The sequence below is a fragment of the Citrobacter sp. T1.2D-1 genome (genome assembly GCF_950098555.1).
Classification (GTDB): Bacteria; Pseudomonadota; Gammaproteobacteria; order Enterobacterales; family Enterobacteriaceae; genus Citrobacter_A; species Citrobacter_A telavivensis.
This window is the reverse complement of record NZ_CATNHH010000067.1, coordinates 123,869-139,204: the sequence shown is the minus strand read 5'-3', so window position 1 is coordinate 139,204 and position 15,336 is coordinate 123,869. Positions and strand designations below refer to the sequence as shown.

The 15,336-nt window shown below is 53.9% G+C and carries 13 protein-coding genes; 5 read left to right on the top strand and 8 right to left on the bottom strand.

Going from position 1 to position 15,336, the window contains the following annotated elements; genetic code table 11:
* Positions 1 to 83: 83 nt before the first annotated feature.
* A complete protein-coding gene (gene ubiG, locus QQZ17_RS23165) occupies positions 84 to 812 on the bottom strand; it encodes a bifunctional 2-polyprenyl-6-hydroxyphenol methylase/3-demethylubiquinol 3-O-methyltransferase UbiG (RefSeq protein ID WP_152403437.1) in 729 nt (242 codons plus the stop codon).
* Positions 813 to 958: 146 nt separating this feature from the next.
* On the opposite strand from ubiG, the gene gyrA reads away from it, so the two are divergent.
* The 5 genes from gyrA (at position 959) to QQZ17_RS23140 (ending at position 6,903) form a co-directional block, all read left to right on the top strand.
* Entirely contained in the window at positions 959 to 3,595 is a 2,637-nt protein-coding gene (gene gyrA, locus QQZ17_RS23160) for a DNA topoisomerase (ATP-hydrolyzing) subunit A (protein ID WP_046482694.1), read from the top strand.
* 353 nt (positions 3,596 to 3,948) lie between these two features.
* Positions 3,949 to 4,470, top strand: coding sequence for a PTS glucitol/sorbitol transporter subunit IIC (gene srlA / locus QQZ17_RS23155; RefSeq protein ID WP_042317872.1), 522 nt, complete (start codon positions 3,949 to 3,951; stop codon positions 4,468 to 4,470).
* 9 nt (positions 4,471 to 4,479) lie between these two features.
* The gene (locus QQZ17_RS23150; RefSeq protein WP_152403438.1) at positions 4,480 to 4,878 is read left to right on the top strand and encodes a PTS glucitol/sorbitol transporter subunit IIA; all 399 of its coding nucleotides are present in this window, start codon (positions 4,480 to 4,482) and stop codon (positions 4,876 to 4,878) included.
* Positions 4,859 to 5,875: a PTS glucitol/sorbitol transporter subunit IIB gene (gene srlE / locus QQZ17_RS23145; protein WP_152403439.1), complete on the top strand. Its 1,017-nt coding sequence runs from the start codon at positions 4,859 to 4,861 to the stop codon at positions 5,873 to 5,875. The genes QQZ17_RS23150 and srlE overlap by 20 nt, the downstream gene beginning before the upstream one ends.
* Positions 5,876 to 5,886: 11 nt before the next feature.
* On the top strand, positions 5,887 to 6,903 hold the full coding sequence (locus QQZ17_RS23140; protein ID WP_152403440.1) for a Gfo/Idh/MocA family protein: 1,017 nt from the start codon (positions 5,887 to 5,889) through the stop codon (positions 6,901 to 6,903).
* A 95-nt stretch (positions 6,904 to 6,998) separates the two neighbouring features.
* Here QQZ17_RS23140 and QQZ17_RS23135 read toward each other — a convergent pair whose 3' ends face one another.
* The 7 genes from QQZ17_RS23135 to atoS all read right to left on the bottom strand — a co-directional run bounded on the left by QQZ17_RS23135 (position 6,999) and on the right by atoS (position 15,235).
* Positions 6,999 to 7,754: a MurR/RpiR family transcriptional regulator gene (locus QQZ17_RS23135; protein WP_046482684.1), complete on the bottom strand. Its 756-nt coding sequence runs from the start codon at positions 7,752 to 7,754 to the stop codon at positions 6,999 to 7,001.
* A gap of 228 nt (positions 7,755 to 7,982) precedes the next feature.
* On the bottom strand, positions 7,983 to 9,167 hold the full coding sequence (locus QQZ17_RS23130) for an acetyl-CoA C-acetyltransferase (protein ID WP_152403441.1): 1,185 nt from the start codon (positions 9,165 to 9,167) through the stop codon (positions 7,983 to 7,985).
* Positions 9,168 to 9,197: 30 nt separating this feature from the next.
* Positions 9,198 to 10,520 carry a TIGR00366 family protein gene (locus QQZ17_RS23125; protein ID WP_152403442.1) on the bottom strand — a complete coding sequence of 441 codons (1,323 nt, stop codon included), beginning with the start codon at positions 10,518 to 10,520 and terminating at the stop codon, positions 9,198 to 9,200.
* Positions 10,517 to 11,167 (bottom strand): 3-oxoacid CoA-transferase subunit B, encoded by a 651-nt coding sequence (locus QQZ17_RS23120; RefSeq protein WP_152403443.1) that lies wholly within the window; start codon positions 11,165 to 11,167, stop codon positions 10,517 to 10,519. Before QQZ17_RS23120 ends, QQZ17_RS23125 begins: the two co-directional genes overlap by 4 nt.
* Positions 11,167 to 11,829, bottom strand: coding sequence for an acetate CoA-transferase subunit alpha (gene atoD, locus QQZ17_RS23115; RefSeq protein ID WP_046482674.1), 663 nt, complete (start codon positions 11,827 to 11,829; stop codon positions 11,167 to 11,169). Before atoD ends, QQZ17_RS23120 begins: the two co-directional genes overlap by 1 nt.
* Before the next feature lie 197 nt (positions 11,830 to 12,026).
* Entirely contained in the window at positions 12,027 to 13,412 is a 1,386-nt protein-coding gene (gene atoC, locus QQZ17_RS23110; RefSeq protein WP_152403445.1) for an acetoacetate metabolism transcriptional regulator AtoC, read from the bottom strand.
* Positions 13,409 to 15,235, bottom strand: coding sequence for a two-component system sensor histidine kinase AtoS (atoS, locus tag QQZ17_RS23105; RefSeq protein WP_152403447.1), 1,827 nt, complete (start codon positions 15,233 to 15,235; stop codon positions 13,409 to 13,411). The genes atoC and atoS overlap by 4 nt, the downstream gene beginning before the upstream one ends.
* Positions 15,236 to 15,336 lie beyond the last annotated feature (101 nt).

The following is a 15,336-nucleotide window of genomic DNA, read 5'->3' as shown; positions in this document are numbered from 1 at the left end:
CGAATGGCGACGTAAACGTCTTATCCGGCCTACAGGGCATATTTCCGTAGGCCTGATAAGCGTAGTGCCATCAGGCAAGTGGATTATTCCGCGTTCGCCGTGGTGTGCACCATATAGTTCACATCAACGCCGGGGCCAAGCTTGAAGGTGTTGGTGATAGGGTTGAAATGCAACCCGGTCATATGGCGTTCCTGCAATACCGTCTGATCCACCCAGCCTAACAGCTCCGCAGGTTTAATAAATTTTTTAACATCATGGGTCCCTTTCGGCACCATGCGCAGAATATATTCCGCGCCGACAACGGCCATCAGCCAGGATTTGCCATTGCGGTTAAGGGTTGAGAAGAACACCTCGCCGCCGGGTTTGACCAGTTGCGCACAGGCTCTGACCACCGATTGCGGATCGGGCACATGCTCCAGCATCTCCATGCAGGTCACCACGTCATACTGGTGGGCATGTTTCGCTGCGTGTTCTTCCACGGTTTCCTGCACGTAATCCACCTGGATACCACTTTCCAGCGCATGCAGTTTTGCTACCTGCAAGGGCTCAAAGCCCATATCCAGACCGGTCACCGTGGCACCTTCACGGGCCATACTCTCTGCCAGAATGCCGCCGCCGCAGCCCACATCGAGCACCTTTTTACCAAACAGGCCGCCTGCGCGTTCAGCAATGTAACCCAGTCGCAGCGGGTTAATGCGATGCAATGGCTTAAATTCGCCTTCCAGATCCCACCAGCGTGACGCGACGGCTTCAAACTTGGCAATTTCTTCGTGGTCAACGTTGTGGTTTACCGGTGGTTTTACGGCATTCATCGGGGCTTTTACTCCTTCTATGGCTTGTTACAGGAGTATATCAGTCAACGCGGGTGAATAAAGCTTATTGGTTTACCTCAATCGGTGCGGATGTGTTATAATTTGCGACCTTTGAATCCGGGATACAGTAGAGGGATAGCGGTTAGATGAGCGACCTTGCGAGAGAAATTACACCGGTCAACATTGAGGAAGAGCTGAAGAACTCTTATCTGGATTATGCGATGTCGGTCATTGTTGGCCGTGCGCTGCCGGATGTCCGAGATGGCCTGAAGCCGGTACACCGTCGCGTACTTTACGCCATGAACGTATTGGGCAATGACTGGAACAAAGCCTACAAAAAATCAGCCCGTGTCGTTGGCGACGTCATCGGTAAATACCACCCGCACGGCGACTCTGCGGTATATGACACCATTGTTCGTATGGCTCAGCCGTTCTCGCTGCGATATATGCTGGTGGATGGTCAGGGGAACTTCGGTTCCATTGACGGCGACTCTGCGGCGGCGATGCGTTATACGGAAATCCGTCTGGCGAAGATTGCCCATGAGTTGATGGCGGATCTGGAAAAAGAGACGGTTGATTTTGTCGACAACTATGACGGCACGGAAAAAATCCCTGACGTTATGCCGACCAAAATCCCTAACCTGTTAGTGAACGGCTCCTCCGGTATCGCGGTTGGGATGGCGACTAACATTCCGCCGCACAACCTGACTGAAGTGGTCAACGGGTGTCTGGCGTATATCGACGATGAAGACATCAGCATTGAAGGGCTGATGGAATACATCCCGGGTCCGGACTTCCCGACGGCGGCGATTATCAATGGTCGTCGCGGCATTGAAGAAGCCTACCGTACCGGTCGCGGCAAAGTGTACATTCGCGCCCGCGCGGAAGTGGAAGCTGACGCGAAAACCGGTCGTGAAACCATCATTGTTCATGAAATCCCGTATCAGGTGAACAAAGCGCGCCTGATCGAGAAAATTGCGGAACTGGTAAAAGACAAACGCGTTGAAGGCATCAGCGCGCTGCGTGATGAGTCTGATAAAGACGGTATGCGCATCGTGATTGAAGTTAAACGTGACGCGGTTGGGGAAGTGGTACTCAACAACCTCTACTCCCAGACCCAGCTGCAGGTCTCTTTCGGTATCAACATGGTGGCACTACACCATGGTCAGCCGAAGATCATGAACCTGAAGGACATTATTTCAGCGTTTGTGCGCCACCGTCGTGAAGTGGTGACCCGCCGTACCATTTTCGAACTGCGTAAAGCCCGCGATCGTGCGCATATCCTCGAAGCGCTGGCGATTGCGTTGGCGAACATCGACCCGATCATTGAACTGATCCGTCGCGCGCCGACCCCGGCGGAAGCGAAAGCGGGGCTGATTGCGCGTCCGTGGGATCTGGGCAACGTGGCGGCGATGCTGGAACGTGCCGGTGATGATGCCGCGCGTCCGGAGTGGCTGGAGCCTGAATTTGGCGTGCGTGACGGTCAGTACTACCTGACGGAACAGCAGGCCCAGGCGATTCTGGATCTGCGTCTGCAGAAACTGACCGGCCTTGAGCACGAAAAACTGCTCGACGAATACAAAGAGCTGTTGGAACAGATTGCCGAACTGCTGCACATTCTGGGCAGCGCCGATCGCCTGATGGAAGTGATCCGCGAAGAGCTGGAACTGATCCGCGATCAGTTCGGCGACCAGCGTCGTACCGAAATCACCGCCAACAGCGCCGATATCAATATCGAAGATCTGATCAACCAGGAAGATGTGGTTGTCACCCTGTCTCACCAGGGCTACGTGAAGTATCAGCCGCTGACCGACTACGAAGCACAACGTCGTGGTGGGAAAGGCAAATCTGCTGCGCGTATTAAAGAAGAAGACTTTATTGACCGCCTGCTGGTGGCCAACACCCATGACACGATCCTCTGCTTCTCCAGCCGTGGTCGTCTGTACTGGATGAAGGTGTATCAGTTGCCTGAAGCGAGTCGTGGCGCGCGTGGTCGTCCGATCGTCAATCTGCTGCCGCTGGAAGCCAACGAACGCATCACTGCCATCCTGCCGGTACGCGAGTACGAAGAGGGCGTGAACGTCTTTATGGCGACTGCCAGCGGTACGGTGAAGAAAACGGCGCTGACCGAGTTCAGCCGTCCGCGTTCTGCCGGTATCATTGCGGTAAATCTGAACGACGGCGACGAACTGATTGGCGTGGATCTGACCTCCGGTTCCGACGAAGTCATGCTGTTCTCGGCGGCGGGCAAAGTGGTGCGCTTTAAAGAGAATGCCGTCCGTGCGATGGGCCGTACCGCGACCGGCGTCCGGGGTATCAAACTGGCGGGCGAAGACAAAGTCGTCTCTCTGATTATCCCACGCGGTGAAGGCGCGATCCTGACCGTAACGCAAAACGGTTACGGTAAGCGTACGGCGGCGGAAGAGTATCCGACCAAGTCCCGTGCGACGCAGGGCGTTATCTCTATCAAAGTGACCGAGCGCAACGGCTCCGTTGTTGGCGCGGTGCAAGTCGATGACTGCGACCAGATCATGATGATCACCGATGCCGGTACGTTAGTGCGTACTCGCGTGTCGGAAATCAGCGTGGTAGGGCGTAACACTCAGGGCGTGATCCTCATCCGTACCGCGGAAGATGAAAACGTGGTGGGTCTGCAGCGTGTGGCTGAGCCAGTGGATGACGAAGACCTCGATTCTATCGACGGTAGCGCGGCGGAAGGGGATGATGATATCGCCCCGGAAGCGGAAACCGACGACGATGTCGCAGACGATGCTGACGAGTAATTAGCGGGTTTACATACCACACAAAAGGGAGGCTTAGCCTCCCTTTTTTACGTCCTGAATTCACTATTCCCCTTGTCAACATTCGTGTCAGGGTGGTTTTGTATTTCATGTATAAAAATACAGAATTAAATGAATACTTATAACTCTGTGAAGGTGCTCACTGTTTGTTCAGCCATTTACCGCTAACTTTCCTCTTACCGAATACCGATATTTAAGATTCACTTCTGGAGGAGAACTGAAAAAATATTTAATAAAAACATCTGAGGTTTTGAAGAAAAAGCGTTGGCTGCCTTCGTCTGTCAGTTCACTTCTGACGGATGAATATACTTATACCTACACGTTGGGAGTTAACTATGATAGTTGAAATTGCAGAAGGCTTTATCCATCTTTTTCAGAGCGCAGGTAAGATATTCTCCGGGATGATCGTCAGTACCATTCCGATGCTGATAACCTTAATTTTGACCGTTAATTTTATTATGAAATTAATTGGCCAACAGCGAATGGAAAAAGTCGCCACCCTGATGGGGAAATCAAAAATATTAACCTATGGAATTTTACCCAGTTTTGCCTGGTTCTTCCTCAGCAGTCCGGGCGCGTTGACGATGGGTAAATTTTTACCAGAACGCTGTAAACCTGCTTATCAGGATGCACTGGGTAGCACCGTACACCCGCTGACGTCTCTGTTCCCACACATTGTACCATCGGAGCTCTTTATCTGGCTGGGCGTCGCCGCCGGTCTGACCCGACTCGACCTTCCGGTTGCCGATCTGGCTTTGCGCTATATCGCCGCGGGTATTCTACTCGGCTTTATCCGTGGTTTTCTTACGGAATATATCTTCACCCGGCTGGAGAAACGCGAACTTAATCAGGAATAAGGGAAAACAATGAAAGTACTATTTTCGGCTGACGTCGTAAAAGCTGGAAGAAAAGTGGAAGAGGGACTGCTTAATGGCATGTTGATTACCTTTAATGACCGCGCTCCGGAAGATTATCTCGACTACGTGCTGGTTATTAAGAATATTGTTTGTGATGTTACCCCATTACAAAAAACAATGGATTATGTTCTGCAGATGAATCATCACACCTGGAATATAACCTGCTGGGGGGAGGCTGCATGGCAAAATTTATGCGAGTTAGGTCATGTGACGGTGGTATTTGACGGGGCTGAAAAGCCAATAGCCTATGGTTCATTACACGTAAACAGTCATTGTTCTCCATCCGTAAATGAATTGATTGGCCCATTGAAAATAATGAGGAAAACCAATGAAAACTGTACTGATTAAAAAAGGTCATTCAGGGATTGGCGATGATATGTATTTATATCGCGATACCCGCATGGTGATTTTGTCGCTAACCGGGAAAACCATTGATCCGGTCGCGAAAAAACTGGGTGAAATGCTGGAGATGACCGTGGTTAACGGTTTTGATGCCATGCCGGATGATAAGAAAATCCTCTGTGTGGTGATCAACTGCGGCGGTTCACTTCGCTGTGGCATCTATCCGCAAAAAAGAATCAAGACGATCAACGTGCTGCCTACCGGTGCGATGGGGCCGCTGGCGAAATATATCACCGAGGATATCTACATCTCGGATGTCAGCCTTGACTCGCTTTCGCTGATTGAGACCATTAATCAACCGGTAAACGGGGAGGAAAACGTTGAGCACATTGAGCCGCTCCCCGCAGGCGACGTCTTCGCGGTTGCTCGCGATACCGAGGAGGTAAAACCGCGCGCCTCAGCGACCAACACCGCGCTGGAGTTGATGACGCGTTTTGCGACGGGGATCGGTAACTTTGTCAGCCTTCTCTACTCCTCTGCGCGTGAATCGGTTGAGTTGTGCATTAAAAACGTGATCCCCTTTATGGCCTTTATCTCGGTGCTGATCGCGCTGGTTCAGGAAACCGCGATTGGTCAGTGGACCGGGAATGCGCTATCGCCGCTTGCCGGATCGTTAACCGGGCTGTTTGTGATTGCAATTATCTGTGGCCTGCCCTTTATCTCTCCCATTCTGGCTCCCGGCGCGGCGATTGCGCAGGTTGTTGGCGTGCTGGTGGGAACGTTAATCGGTAGCGGGGTGGTTTCGCCTCTGATGGCGCTGCCGGCGCTGTTCGCGATTAACGTCCAGGTGGGGGCTGACTTCATTCCCGTTGGGCTTTCCATGCAGGAGGCGAAAGAGAAGACCATCCGTCTCGGTGTTCCCTCGTTCTTGTTATCACGGATGATTACCGCACCTCTGGCGGTGGCCATCGGTTATCTGTTTTCGTTTGGCTTGTTTAACTGAGGAATCGTGTAATGAACAAAATCAATGCCGCAGTGGTGGGGGCTGGTATTTACGGCAAACATCATATCAATGCGTATCACTATAATCCGTGGGTGAATCTGGTGGGTTTTTGCGAGATCAATCCGGAAATCCGCGCCAGAGTGGCGGCGGAGTTTCAGGTGCCGGGTTATGCCTCGCTGGCAGAGTTATTTGCCGCGACGGAGGTTGATCTGGTGTCAATTGCCACACCGGATCCGTTCCACTTTGATGCCACCATTGAGGCCATCAACGCGGGTAAACATGTGCTGATTGAAAAACCGATGGCGACAACGTCAGCGGAATGTCGGGAAATCATCCGTTGTGCACAGCAGCAGGGGGTGAAGATTGGTGTCGATTACCACAAGCGTTGGGACGGAATGGCACAGCATATTCATCATGAACTGTTGAAACCCGAAACCGGCCAGGTCCTGCGTGGCTACATGAGCATGGACGACATCATCGACGTGCCGAAAAACTGGCTGTCATGGGCGAACGAGAGCTCTCCCGTTCATTTCCTTGGAACACATTGTTTTGATTTGATTCGATATTATATGAATGGCGCCAATGCAGTGAGCGTCTATGCGATAGGACAGAAGAAGAAGCTGGTTGCGGAAGGCATCGATTCCTGGGACACCATTCAGTCTTTCGTCACGTTTGATAATGGCGCGCAATGGACTGTTGAAGTGGGGTGGTGCTTGCCTCCTTCCTTCCCCAAAGCAAATGACGGTCGTAGTTTTGTTATCACAGAGAATAACTATTATCGTGCCGACGCGCAGTTGCGGGGCTATGAAATGTTTACGCCACAGCGCAGCGCAACGCCAAATTATAATTTTATTAATTACGTTAATAATAAAGCCAGTGGGTATGGGATTCAGCCAATACATGATTTTGTTGAGCACGTTTTATTTGATACCCCTTATCTGGCAACCGCAGACGATGGGTTGCAAGCCACGTTAATTTGCGAAGCCGTGCATCACTCGTTATCAACAGGAAGTATTGTGCAGTTATAATTAATCTGCAATTTACGCCTCATAGACAGTCTTTTCTGGCTTTAATTTCTCTGATTAAGGCAGGGTTCTTTATTCCCCCGCAATCCGGTCGATGATCAGCGTTTATGAGGCGTCTTTTCATTATTCATATTCAGATAGCAATATTGCAGCGCATGGAAAAAAAGCGTATGCAATGACATTTTCAGCGCGGCAAAACTCAGTGGGCTGGCGCTGGACTGCGGCGTATATAAGGTCACATCGGCCAGCGACGCGCCGCTCTGATGGCAGGCTACCGCCAGCGAGGCTGCCTCATGCTCTCGAATCAAGGTAATCAATTGATTATCCGGCTCATCTTTAAGTCCTGGCAGCAGGATCACCGAATCGCAATCCGTCAGGGCGTTTGTCAACAGTGAATGGGCATTCTGGTACTCCACGGGAATACAGACTTTACCAATATCGCTATAGTCCTGAATGATATTGCTGAGTAAGGAACTCAATTCCCGTGGATGACAGAAATAGAGGTTACGACTGGAATTAATAATTTCAAAGAAGGTATTGAGTGCCGCCGGGTTATTATTATTAATAAACTCGCTAAGGATAACGTTGTTCTTCGTTGCCTGGGCCGGGAGTAGCGTCTCAGGTTCACTACGCAGACATTTAATTAAATCATATTTAAATGAAGTAAAACCCGTATAACCGAGAGATTGCGCAAAACGAACGATGGAGGGTTGGCTGGTCTGTGTCTTTTTTGAAATTGCCGTCGACGTCAGTTTTTCCGCGCCCGATAATGTCGCCAGAATGTAACGGCTAATTGTTTGTTCCGCGTGCGAGCCTGTTTTTACCAGTAACTGAAGTTGTTCGATAATGTTCATTAAGGTCCCTCGGTTTTGTTTATTATGACAGATACACTTTATCCTTCAAGCGGCCTCTGTGTTGGCTACGGCATTACTCGGCTCATCCATGAACCTCGTTCTTACGGACCGTCGCTTTGCCGGGTTGTAAAAAACCCCTGGCACATCGTTATCTCTGTGCCAGGGGTTTACAGGAGCGGCATCCATGCCAACTGAATGATGTTGTGTATAACCGGGGGACTCCAGGTATTAATTCATCCTTTCCACAATCATGGCTATTCCCTGACCGCCGCCGATACACAGCGTCGCCAGACCCAGCGTTTTATCTCTCGCGGCAAGCGCATGCAGTAATGTCACCAGAATTCGCGCGCCGCTGGCACCGATCGGATGACCAAGCGCAATCGCGCCGCCGTTAATGTTCACCTTCTCTGGGTCGAAGCCCAGCGTCTTGCCGACGGCGAGGAACTGCGCGGCAAACGCCTCATTGGCTTCAATCAGATCGATATCCGAAAGCTGTAGTCCGCTGTATTGCAGCGCCTTTTGCGTGGCGGGCTCCGGCCCCATTCCCATCAGCGCCGGGGCGACGCCGCCGCTGGCGTAGGCCTTAATGCGTGCCAACGGTTTCAGCCCCGCCGCCAGTGCCGCCGATTCTTCCATTACCACCAGCGCCGCCGCACCGTCGTTGATCCCTGAGGCGTTACCGGCGGTGACGGTGCCAGCTTTATCAAATGCCGGACGCAGCGCGGCAAGACCTTCCGCTGTTGAGTCAGCTTTGGGGAATTCATCGCGGTCAAAGACGATGGTTTTCTTCCGCGACGTGACGCTGACCGGCACAATCTCGGCCTGGAAGGCACCAGAATTGATGGCAGCTACCGCTTTTTGCTGGGAGAGCAACGCCAGCTCATCCTGCATTTCGCGGCTGATACCGTATTCGCGGGCGACGTTTTCGGCGGTGATCCCCATGTGATAGCCGTGGGTGGCACAGAGCAGGCCATCGCGCAAAATCACATCTGATAACTGACCGTCGCCGAGGCGATAGCCCCAGCGGGCTTTCGCATCCAGCAGATACGGTGCCAGACTCATGTTTTCCATGCCGCCGGCGACCAACGCCTGCGCCTGACCGGCCTGAATCGCCTGGGCGGCCAGCGCGACGCTTTTCAGGCCGGAGCCGCAGACTTTGTTGACGGTAAAACCGCAGACCGTCTCGCTAAGGCCGCTCTTTAGCAGCGCCTGGCGCGCCGGGTTTTGTCCCAGACCGGCCTGCAGCACGTTGCCCATGATCACTTCATCCACGCGCTGCGGATCGAGTTGTGCGCGTTCCAGCGCGGCGCTAATCACGGTTGCGCCAAGATCGATGGCGCTGGTTGTTGCCAGCGCGCCGTTGAAGCTGCCGATGGCGGTACGTGCTGCGCTGACGATGACACAATTTTTCATCTTCTGTTCCTTAAAAGTGAGTGGCTGCCGTCAGAAAAAGGTCAGGCCGACAACAAAAATGACGCCGGAGAAAAGCAGGGCGGTGATGCAGTAACCCATGATGTCGCGAACCCCCAGCCCGGCGATGGCCAGTGCGGGAAGCGCCCAGAAGGGTTGCGCCATGTTCATCCACTGCTCGCCGTAGGCGATCGCCATGACGGACTTGCCGAGATCGGCTCCTAACGCCTGCGCGGCTGGCATGACGAACGGTCCCTGAATAACCCAGTGACCGCCGCCTGACGGCACGGCAAAGTTGATCAGCGCGGAGCTGAAGAAGGTCATGACCGGGAAGGTGTCTTTATTGGCGACGTTGATGAAGAATTCGGTGATAAGTCCCCCGAGGCCGGAATGTTCCATCATTAACTGGATCCCGGCATAGAACGGGAACTGCACCAGGATACCGGCGGTGCTGCGCGCGGCGGCGCTAATGGCGCGCATATAGGCCATTGGCGTTTTGTGCAGCAGTAGACCGGCAATCATGAACATCAGGTTGACGGTGTTGATGGTGATGTTGAATCCTTTCTCGGCGAAGTAGATCCCGAGATAGGCGATGCCTAATGCCCCAATGATCAGCGCCAGGATACGGCTCTCTTCCAGTTTTTCTGACGGAGGCGCATTTGCCGGCAAGGTCTTCTGGAAATCAGGCTCTTCCATCAACAGTTTCGGATCGACGCTGACCACATCTGACGGTTTTGGCGTCATCATGCGAGTGATAAACGGCATGACCACAATCAACCCGAGAGTGATGAAGATGTTGAAACCGGTGAACAGGGTATCGCTGACCGGAATTAAGCCCGCGATGTGTTCAACCGGGTTACCCGGCGTTGCCGCCAGCAGGGGCATCGAACCGGAGAAGCCGCCGCCCCAGGTCAGAAAACCGATATAGGCGCAGGCAATCAGCAGCGGATAATCGGAACCCGGCACGCGACGGGCAACTTCACGGGCAAACATCGCCCCAACCACCAGGCCGAAGCCCCAGTTGATGACGCAGGCGACGGAGCCAAAGAAGGTCACCAGCATTACGCCCTGAGCGGGCGTTTTAGCGGCAGACGCGGCGGTGCGCAGCAGGTTTTTCACCGGACCAGAACTGGCCAGCGCGTGGCCTGTCACGATGATCAACGCCATCTGCATCCCGAAGGCCAGCAGGTTCCAGAAGCCGTCCCCCCAGAAACGCACCATCGCGACGGGCGTTTGCGGTGTTAACCACAGCGCGATGCCGAACGTCAGCAGCGTCAGCAGCATGGCGAAAATCAGGGGATCGGGCAGCCAGCGGCTGACAAAGCGCGTCATGAAACGCGAGATACGGCCAATCATGCGTCACCTCGCTGAACGACCAGATCGGCGGCAACGTCAAAGTGAGCTTCGGTTTTTGCGCGCAGGGTATCAAGGTCACACCCGTCGACGATTTCCGTCAGCCACATTTTACCGTCGATAAAGCGGAACACCGCGAGTTCAGTGACCAGCACATGTACCGCATGCTGGGCAGTCAGCGGCATGGTGCAGTGGCGGAGGATTTTCGCCGAGCCGTCTTTCGCGCAGTGCTCCATCGCGATAATGACGTTGCGCGCGCCGGTCACCAGATCCATTGCCCCCCCCATGCCGGGAACCATTTTGCCGGGCACCACCCAGTTCGCGAGGTTGGCCTGTTCATCAACCTGCAACCCGCCCAGAACGCAGGCATCCACATGACCGCCACGGATCAGGGCGAATGACATCGCGCTATCGAACATCGCCGCACCCGGCAAAATCCCGCAGGGTTGTCCGCCAGCGTTCACCAGATCGGGATGCGCGGTGGTGACCGGCCCCAGTCCAAGAAATCCGTTTTCTGATTGCAGAGTGATATGAATGTCATCCGGCAGGTAGTTGGCGACCATCGTCGGCAGGCCAATACCTAAGTTCACGACGTCACCATCATGAAGTTCTTGCGCCACGCGGCGCGCAATACGTTGTTTCGCATCCATTATTTGCTCTCCTGTGGAATGACGATATGGTCGATAACCGCACCGGGGGTGACTATCTGGTCAGGCAGCAGATCGCCTGTCTCAACGAGTTCGTCAGGTTCCACCAGGGTGATATCGGCGGCGAGGGCAATAAGTGGGTTAAAGTTGCGGGCGCTGAGTTGGTAGGTCAGGTTGCCGAGAGGGTCGGCACGGTGCGCGCGGATGAGCGCCAGATCGGCGCGCAACGGGCGCTCCAGCAGCCAGGTTTTTCCGTCGAGCGTCAGGGTTTGTTTGCCATCTTCCACGATGGTGCCGACGCCGGTGGGGGTCAGGAAGCCGCCGAGTCCTGCGCCGCCGCAGCGGATCTGCTCAATCAGCGTACCTTGCGGCACCAGTTGAACCTCCATCTCTTTGGCAATCATCCGACGCCCCGTTTCCGGGTTGGTGCCGATATGAGACGCAATGACTTTGTTTACCCGGCCATTGACGATCAGTGGGCCAATACCGGTATCGACAAAGGCGGTATCGTTGGCGATCAGCGTCAGGTCTCTGACGCCGGATTCAAGTAAGGCTTCGACAAGACGGGGTGGGGTCCCTACCCCCATAAAACCGCCAACCATGATGGTCATGCCGTCACGAAAGAACCCGGCAGCGTTTTGTAAGGTAATCAGTTTTGTTTTCATTATGTTTCCCTTTTGCATACTCCATTTTGGGTACGCAAAGGGAATAGCAAGCGGGATGCCAGAATGGCTAACGGGTGAGGAAATTAATTAACTGATTGAATTAAAAAAGTTATTTGTTTGTGTGCAGTGGGCTTATCGCGCGGAGGCTATGCAGAATTTTGCGCACTGTGCAAAATTCTGCATAGCAGATTCTGGTGCTACAACCCGGCCGTATCGATACCGTATTCCTGCAGTTTGTACATCAGAGCGCGTCGACTGATACCTAACATCAGCGCGGCGCGGGTGCGGTTGCCTTCATGCTGCTCGAGCACCTCGATAATAATTCGCTTCTCTTCACGTTTTATCTCTTCTTTCAGATTGCGTTCACCGGGCTGCGTGGCTTTTATCTCGCTGCTACCACTCACCGGCTGGCGGAGCGGGGCGGGCAGATCTTCAGCAAAAATAACCGCCCCGGTATTCATCACGACCGCCCGCTCAATGACGTTAGACAACTCCCGAATGTTGCCGGGCCAGGGCCAGGTGGTAAGCATCGACATGGCCGCAGGATCGATTTCAATAATATCGCGCTGATTTTCCGAACTGAATTTCTGTAAGAAGTGGTTAGCGAGTAGCGCAATATCTTCCCGTCGTTCACGCAGCGGGGGAAGTTGCAGATGAATGACGTTCAGACGGTAAAACAGGTCTTCGCGGAAGGCGCCTTCTTTTACCATTGCAGGGAGATCCCGGTTGGTGGCGGCAACGATACGGATATCTACCTGAATGGTCTGGTGTCCGCCCACGCGTTCAAACTCTCTTTCCTGCAGGATGCGCAGTAGCTTCGCCTGCAGTACCAGCGGCATTTCGCCAATTTCATCGAGCAGCAGCGTTCCCTGATGGGCGCGTTCAAACAGTCCCTGACGCTGAGTCTGTGCCCCGGTGAAGGCGCCTTTTTCATGACCAAACAGCTCGCTTTCCAGCAGTGACTCCGGCAGCGCGGCACAGTTGATTTTGATAAACGGCCCGTTTGCCCGGCGCGAGTTGTAGTGAATGGCGCGTGCAATCAGCTCTTTACCGGTGCCGCTTTCGCCACTGATCAAGACGTTGGCCTGCGACAGGGCAATTTTTGCCGTGTCTTTGCAGATATCCATCATCCGTGGACTGTTGGTCAGGATATGCCCCCACTGCCAGCTGGTGCTCAGCGCCTGATGCAGGCTGCGGATCTCCTGTTTCATCGCCTGCAATTGCAGTGCGCGTTGGATCAGTAAATTGAGTTCATCGAGATCGAAGGGTTTGATCACGTAGTCAAACGCGCCGCTGCGCAACGCTTCGACGGCGGTTTCGACTTCAGCGTAAGCGGTCATCAGGATCACGGGGATGCGCGGCTGCCGGGTGCGCATGACTTTCAGTGCATCAATCCCGTTCATTTCCGGCATACGGATATCCATCAGCACCACATCCGGCGGTGCGTCGACAAAGCGCTGCAAGGCTTCCTCACCGTTACTGGCGCAGTGCGTTTCATGCCCCTGTAGCGAGAATGCGGTAGTGAGCATGCGACGAACGTTGTCTTCGTCATCCACGATGAGGATACGATAGCGGGTTTTCATACTGACAAATTTCCCTGCGGGTTAATGGGTAAAATGAGGGTAAATGTCGCGCCGCATCCGGGCATGCTGGTGACGCGAATATCGCCCTGATGGGCATTGATGATGCGCTGGCTGAGCGCGAGTCCAAGCCCCGTTCCTGAGGCTTTGGTGGTGAAAAAGGGGTCAAAGATCTTTTTCTGTAGCGCGATATCGATCCCACAGCCGTTGTCTTCAATCGTCACGGCTTGTTGCGTGGCTGAATATTGCCAGGTGCGAATGCGAATTTCGCCGCGCGCGTTGATGGCCTGTACGGCATTAATCAGAATATTGAGGATCACCTGTTTCAACAGTTCGCGATCGGCAACGATGGCAGGTAATCCTTTATCCTGTTCGACGTTGAACGCGATCCGCGCCTGTACACCGGAGGTTTGCACCAGAATCAGCGTCTCTTCGATCAACGAATTAAGCAGCACTTGCTGCCACTGGCTTTGTCGTGGGCGGGAGAAATCCAGCAACTGCTGAATGACTCTATTGATGGAATCAATTTCTTTCAGTACCACGGACAGATATTCCTGATGTACCGGCAGGCTGGTTTGCTGACGGATGATCTGCACATAGCCGCGGATAGCGGTAAGCGGATTACGCACCTCATGCGCCACCCCGGCCATCAGTTCACCCAGCGTGGCAAGTCTCTCCGTCTGGGCCAGGCGACGCTGTGTTTCTTTGCGAGCGGTCAGGTCGGAAAAAATCACCAGTGCGCCGATCAATTCACCATTGGGGTTATGAATGCGGCTGGTGGTGACGCTGAGTTCGATGGTGCGATCGCGCGCCGGAAAACTGACTTCTTGTGCCAGATGTTCTGTACCGTGTGCCAGGGTATCGAGAACCGGGCTGGCAAAATGAGGGTCGGAAAACAGAGTGGCATAAGGCTGACCGACCAGTTCATTCAGCGTGTAGCCGGTAATCATTTCCGCTGCGGGGTTCATGGTGGTGACATCGCCCTGTCTGTCGATAGCAATCACGCCGTCGGCGGCGTTTTCAATGATCAGGTCGTTCAGGGTTTTGGTTTCACGCAGCGTTTGCGCCAGGGCGTTGACGCTGCGGCTGATTTGCCCCAGTTCGCCGGGGAGATTGGGAAGTTGTGCCGGCGTCTTCTGCGCCAGCGTCGACAGACCGTCCGTGATAATGTCGATATTCGCGCCAAGACGTCGGGAAAACAGCACAATCAGTAACAGGCTACAGAGCAGACCCGCCGCCAGTACCGCAATGATGCGCACGTCCATCCTCCAGGCCTGACGCTGAATATCTTCCGTCAGCTCATTTGCCCAGATGTAACCCATCACGTTACCGTCCCGGGTGATGGGGATCATCGAGTTGAGAATATCGCCACGCACCTGGCGACCGGAAAAGACCACCGGGGCATTGCTGCGCATCACTTCACGTCCGGGGTGATCGGCGGCAATCGTCACGCCGACGTTATTTTGATACAGCGCGGAAGGGGCGTAGGTCACAATCGCATCCAGCGCTTTGTTATAGTAGCCCGCGCCAATGCCCGGAAACGCCAGGGTTATCTGTTCGGTGATGGGGCCGAGTTCGGCATTCAGCGCCCGGATCCGCTCCTCCCGTGGCAACGTCGTAAAATCGTCAAAGCGTTCGCCGAGCGCCTGATCGAGCAGGTGTACGACGGCAGATAATTTTTTCTCTTTTTCGGATAAGACTGCTGACCGGCCTTCGGTTTCTACGATATAACCGATCGACAGCGTCGGCACGATGACCATCAGGATCGCCATCAGTATCATTTGATTGCGTAAGCGTCGCGGGTATAACCCTCTCAAAAAGCGCATGCTGGCATCCCTGTGGCTCTGTACGGCAAATGATGATTATCGATGGTTGCGGCAATGGTTTCTCAGCGGTGTATCATATTCCCGCAAACGGAGGCGCGGGC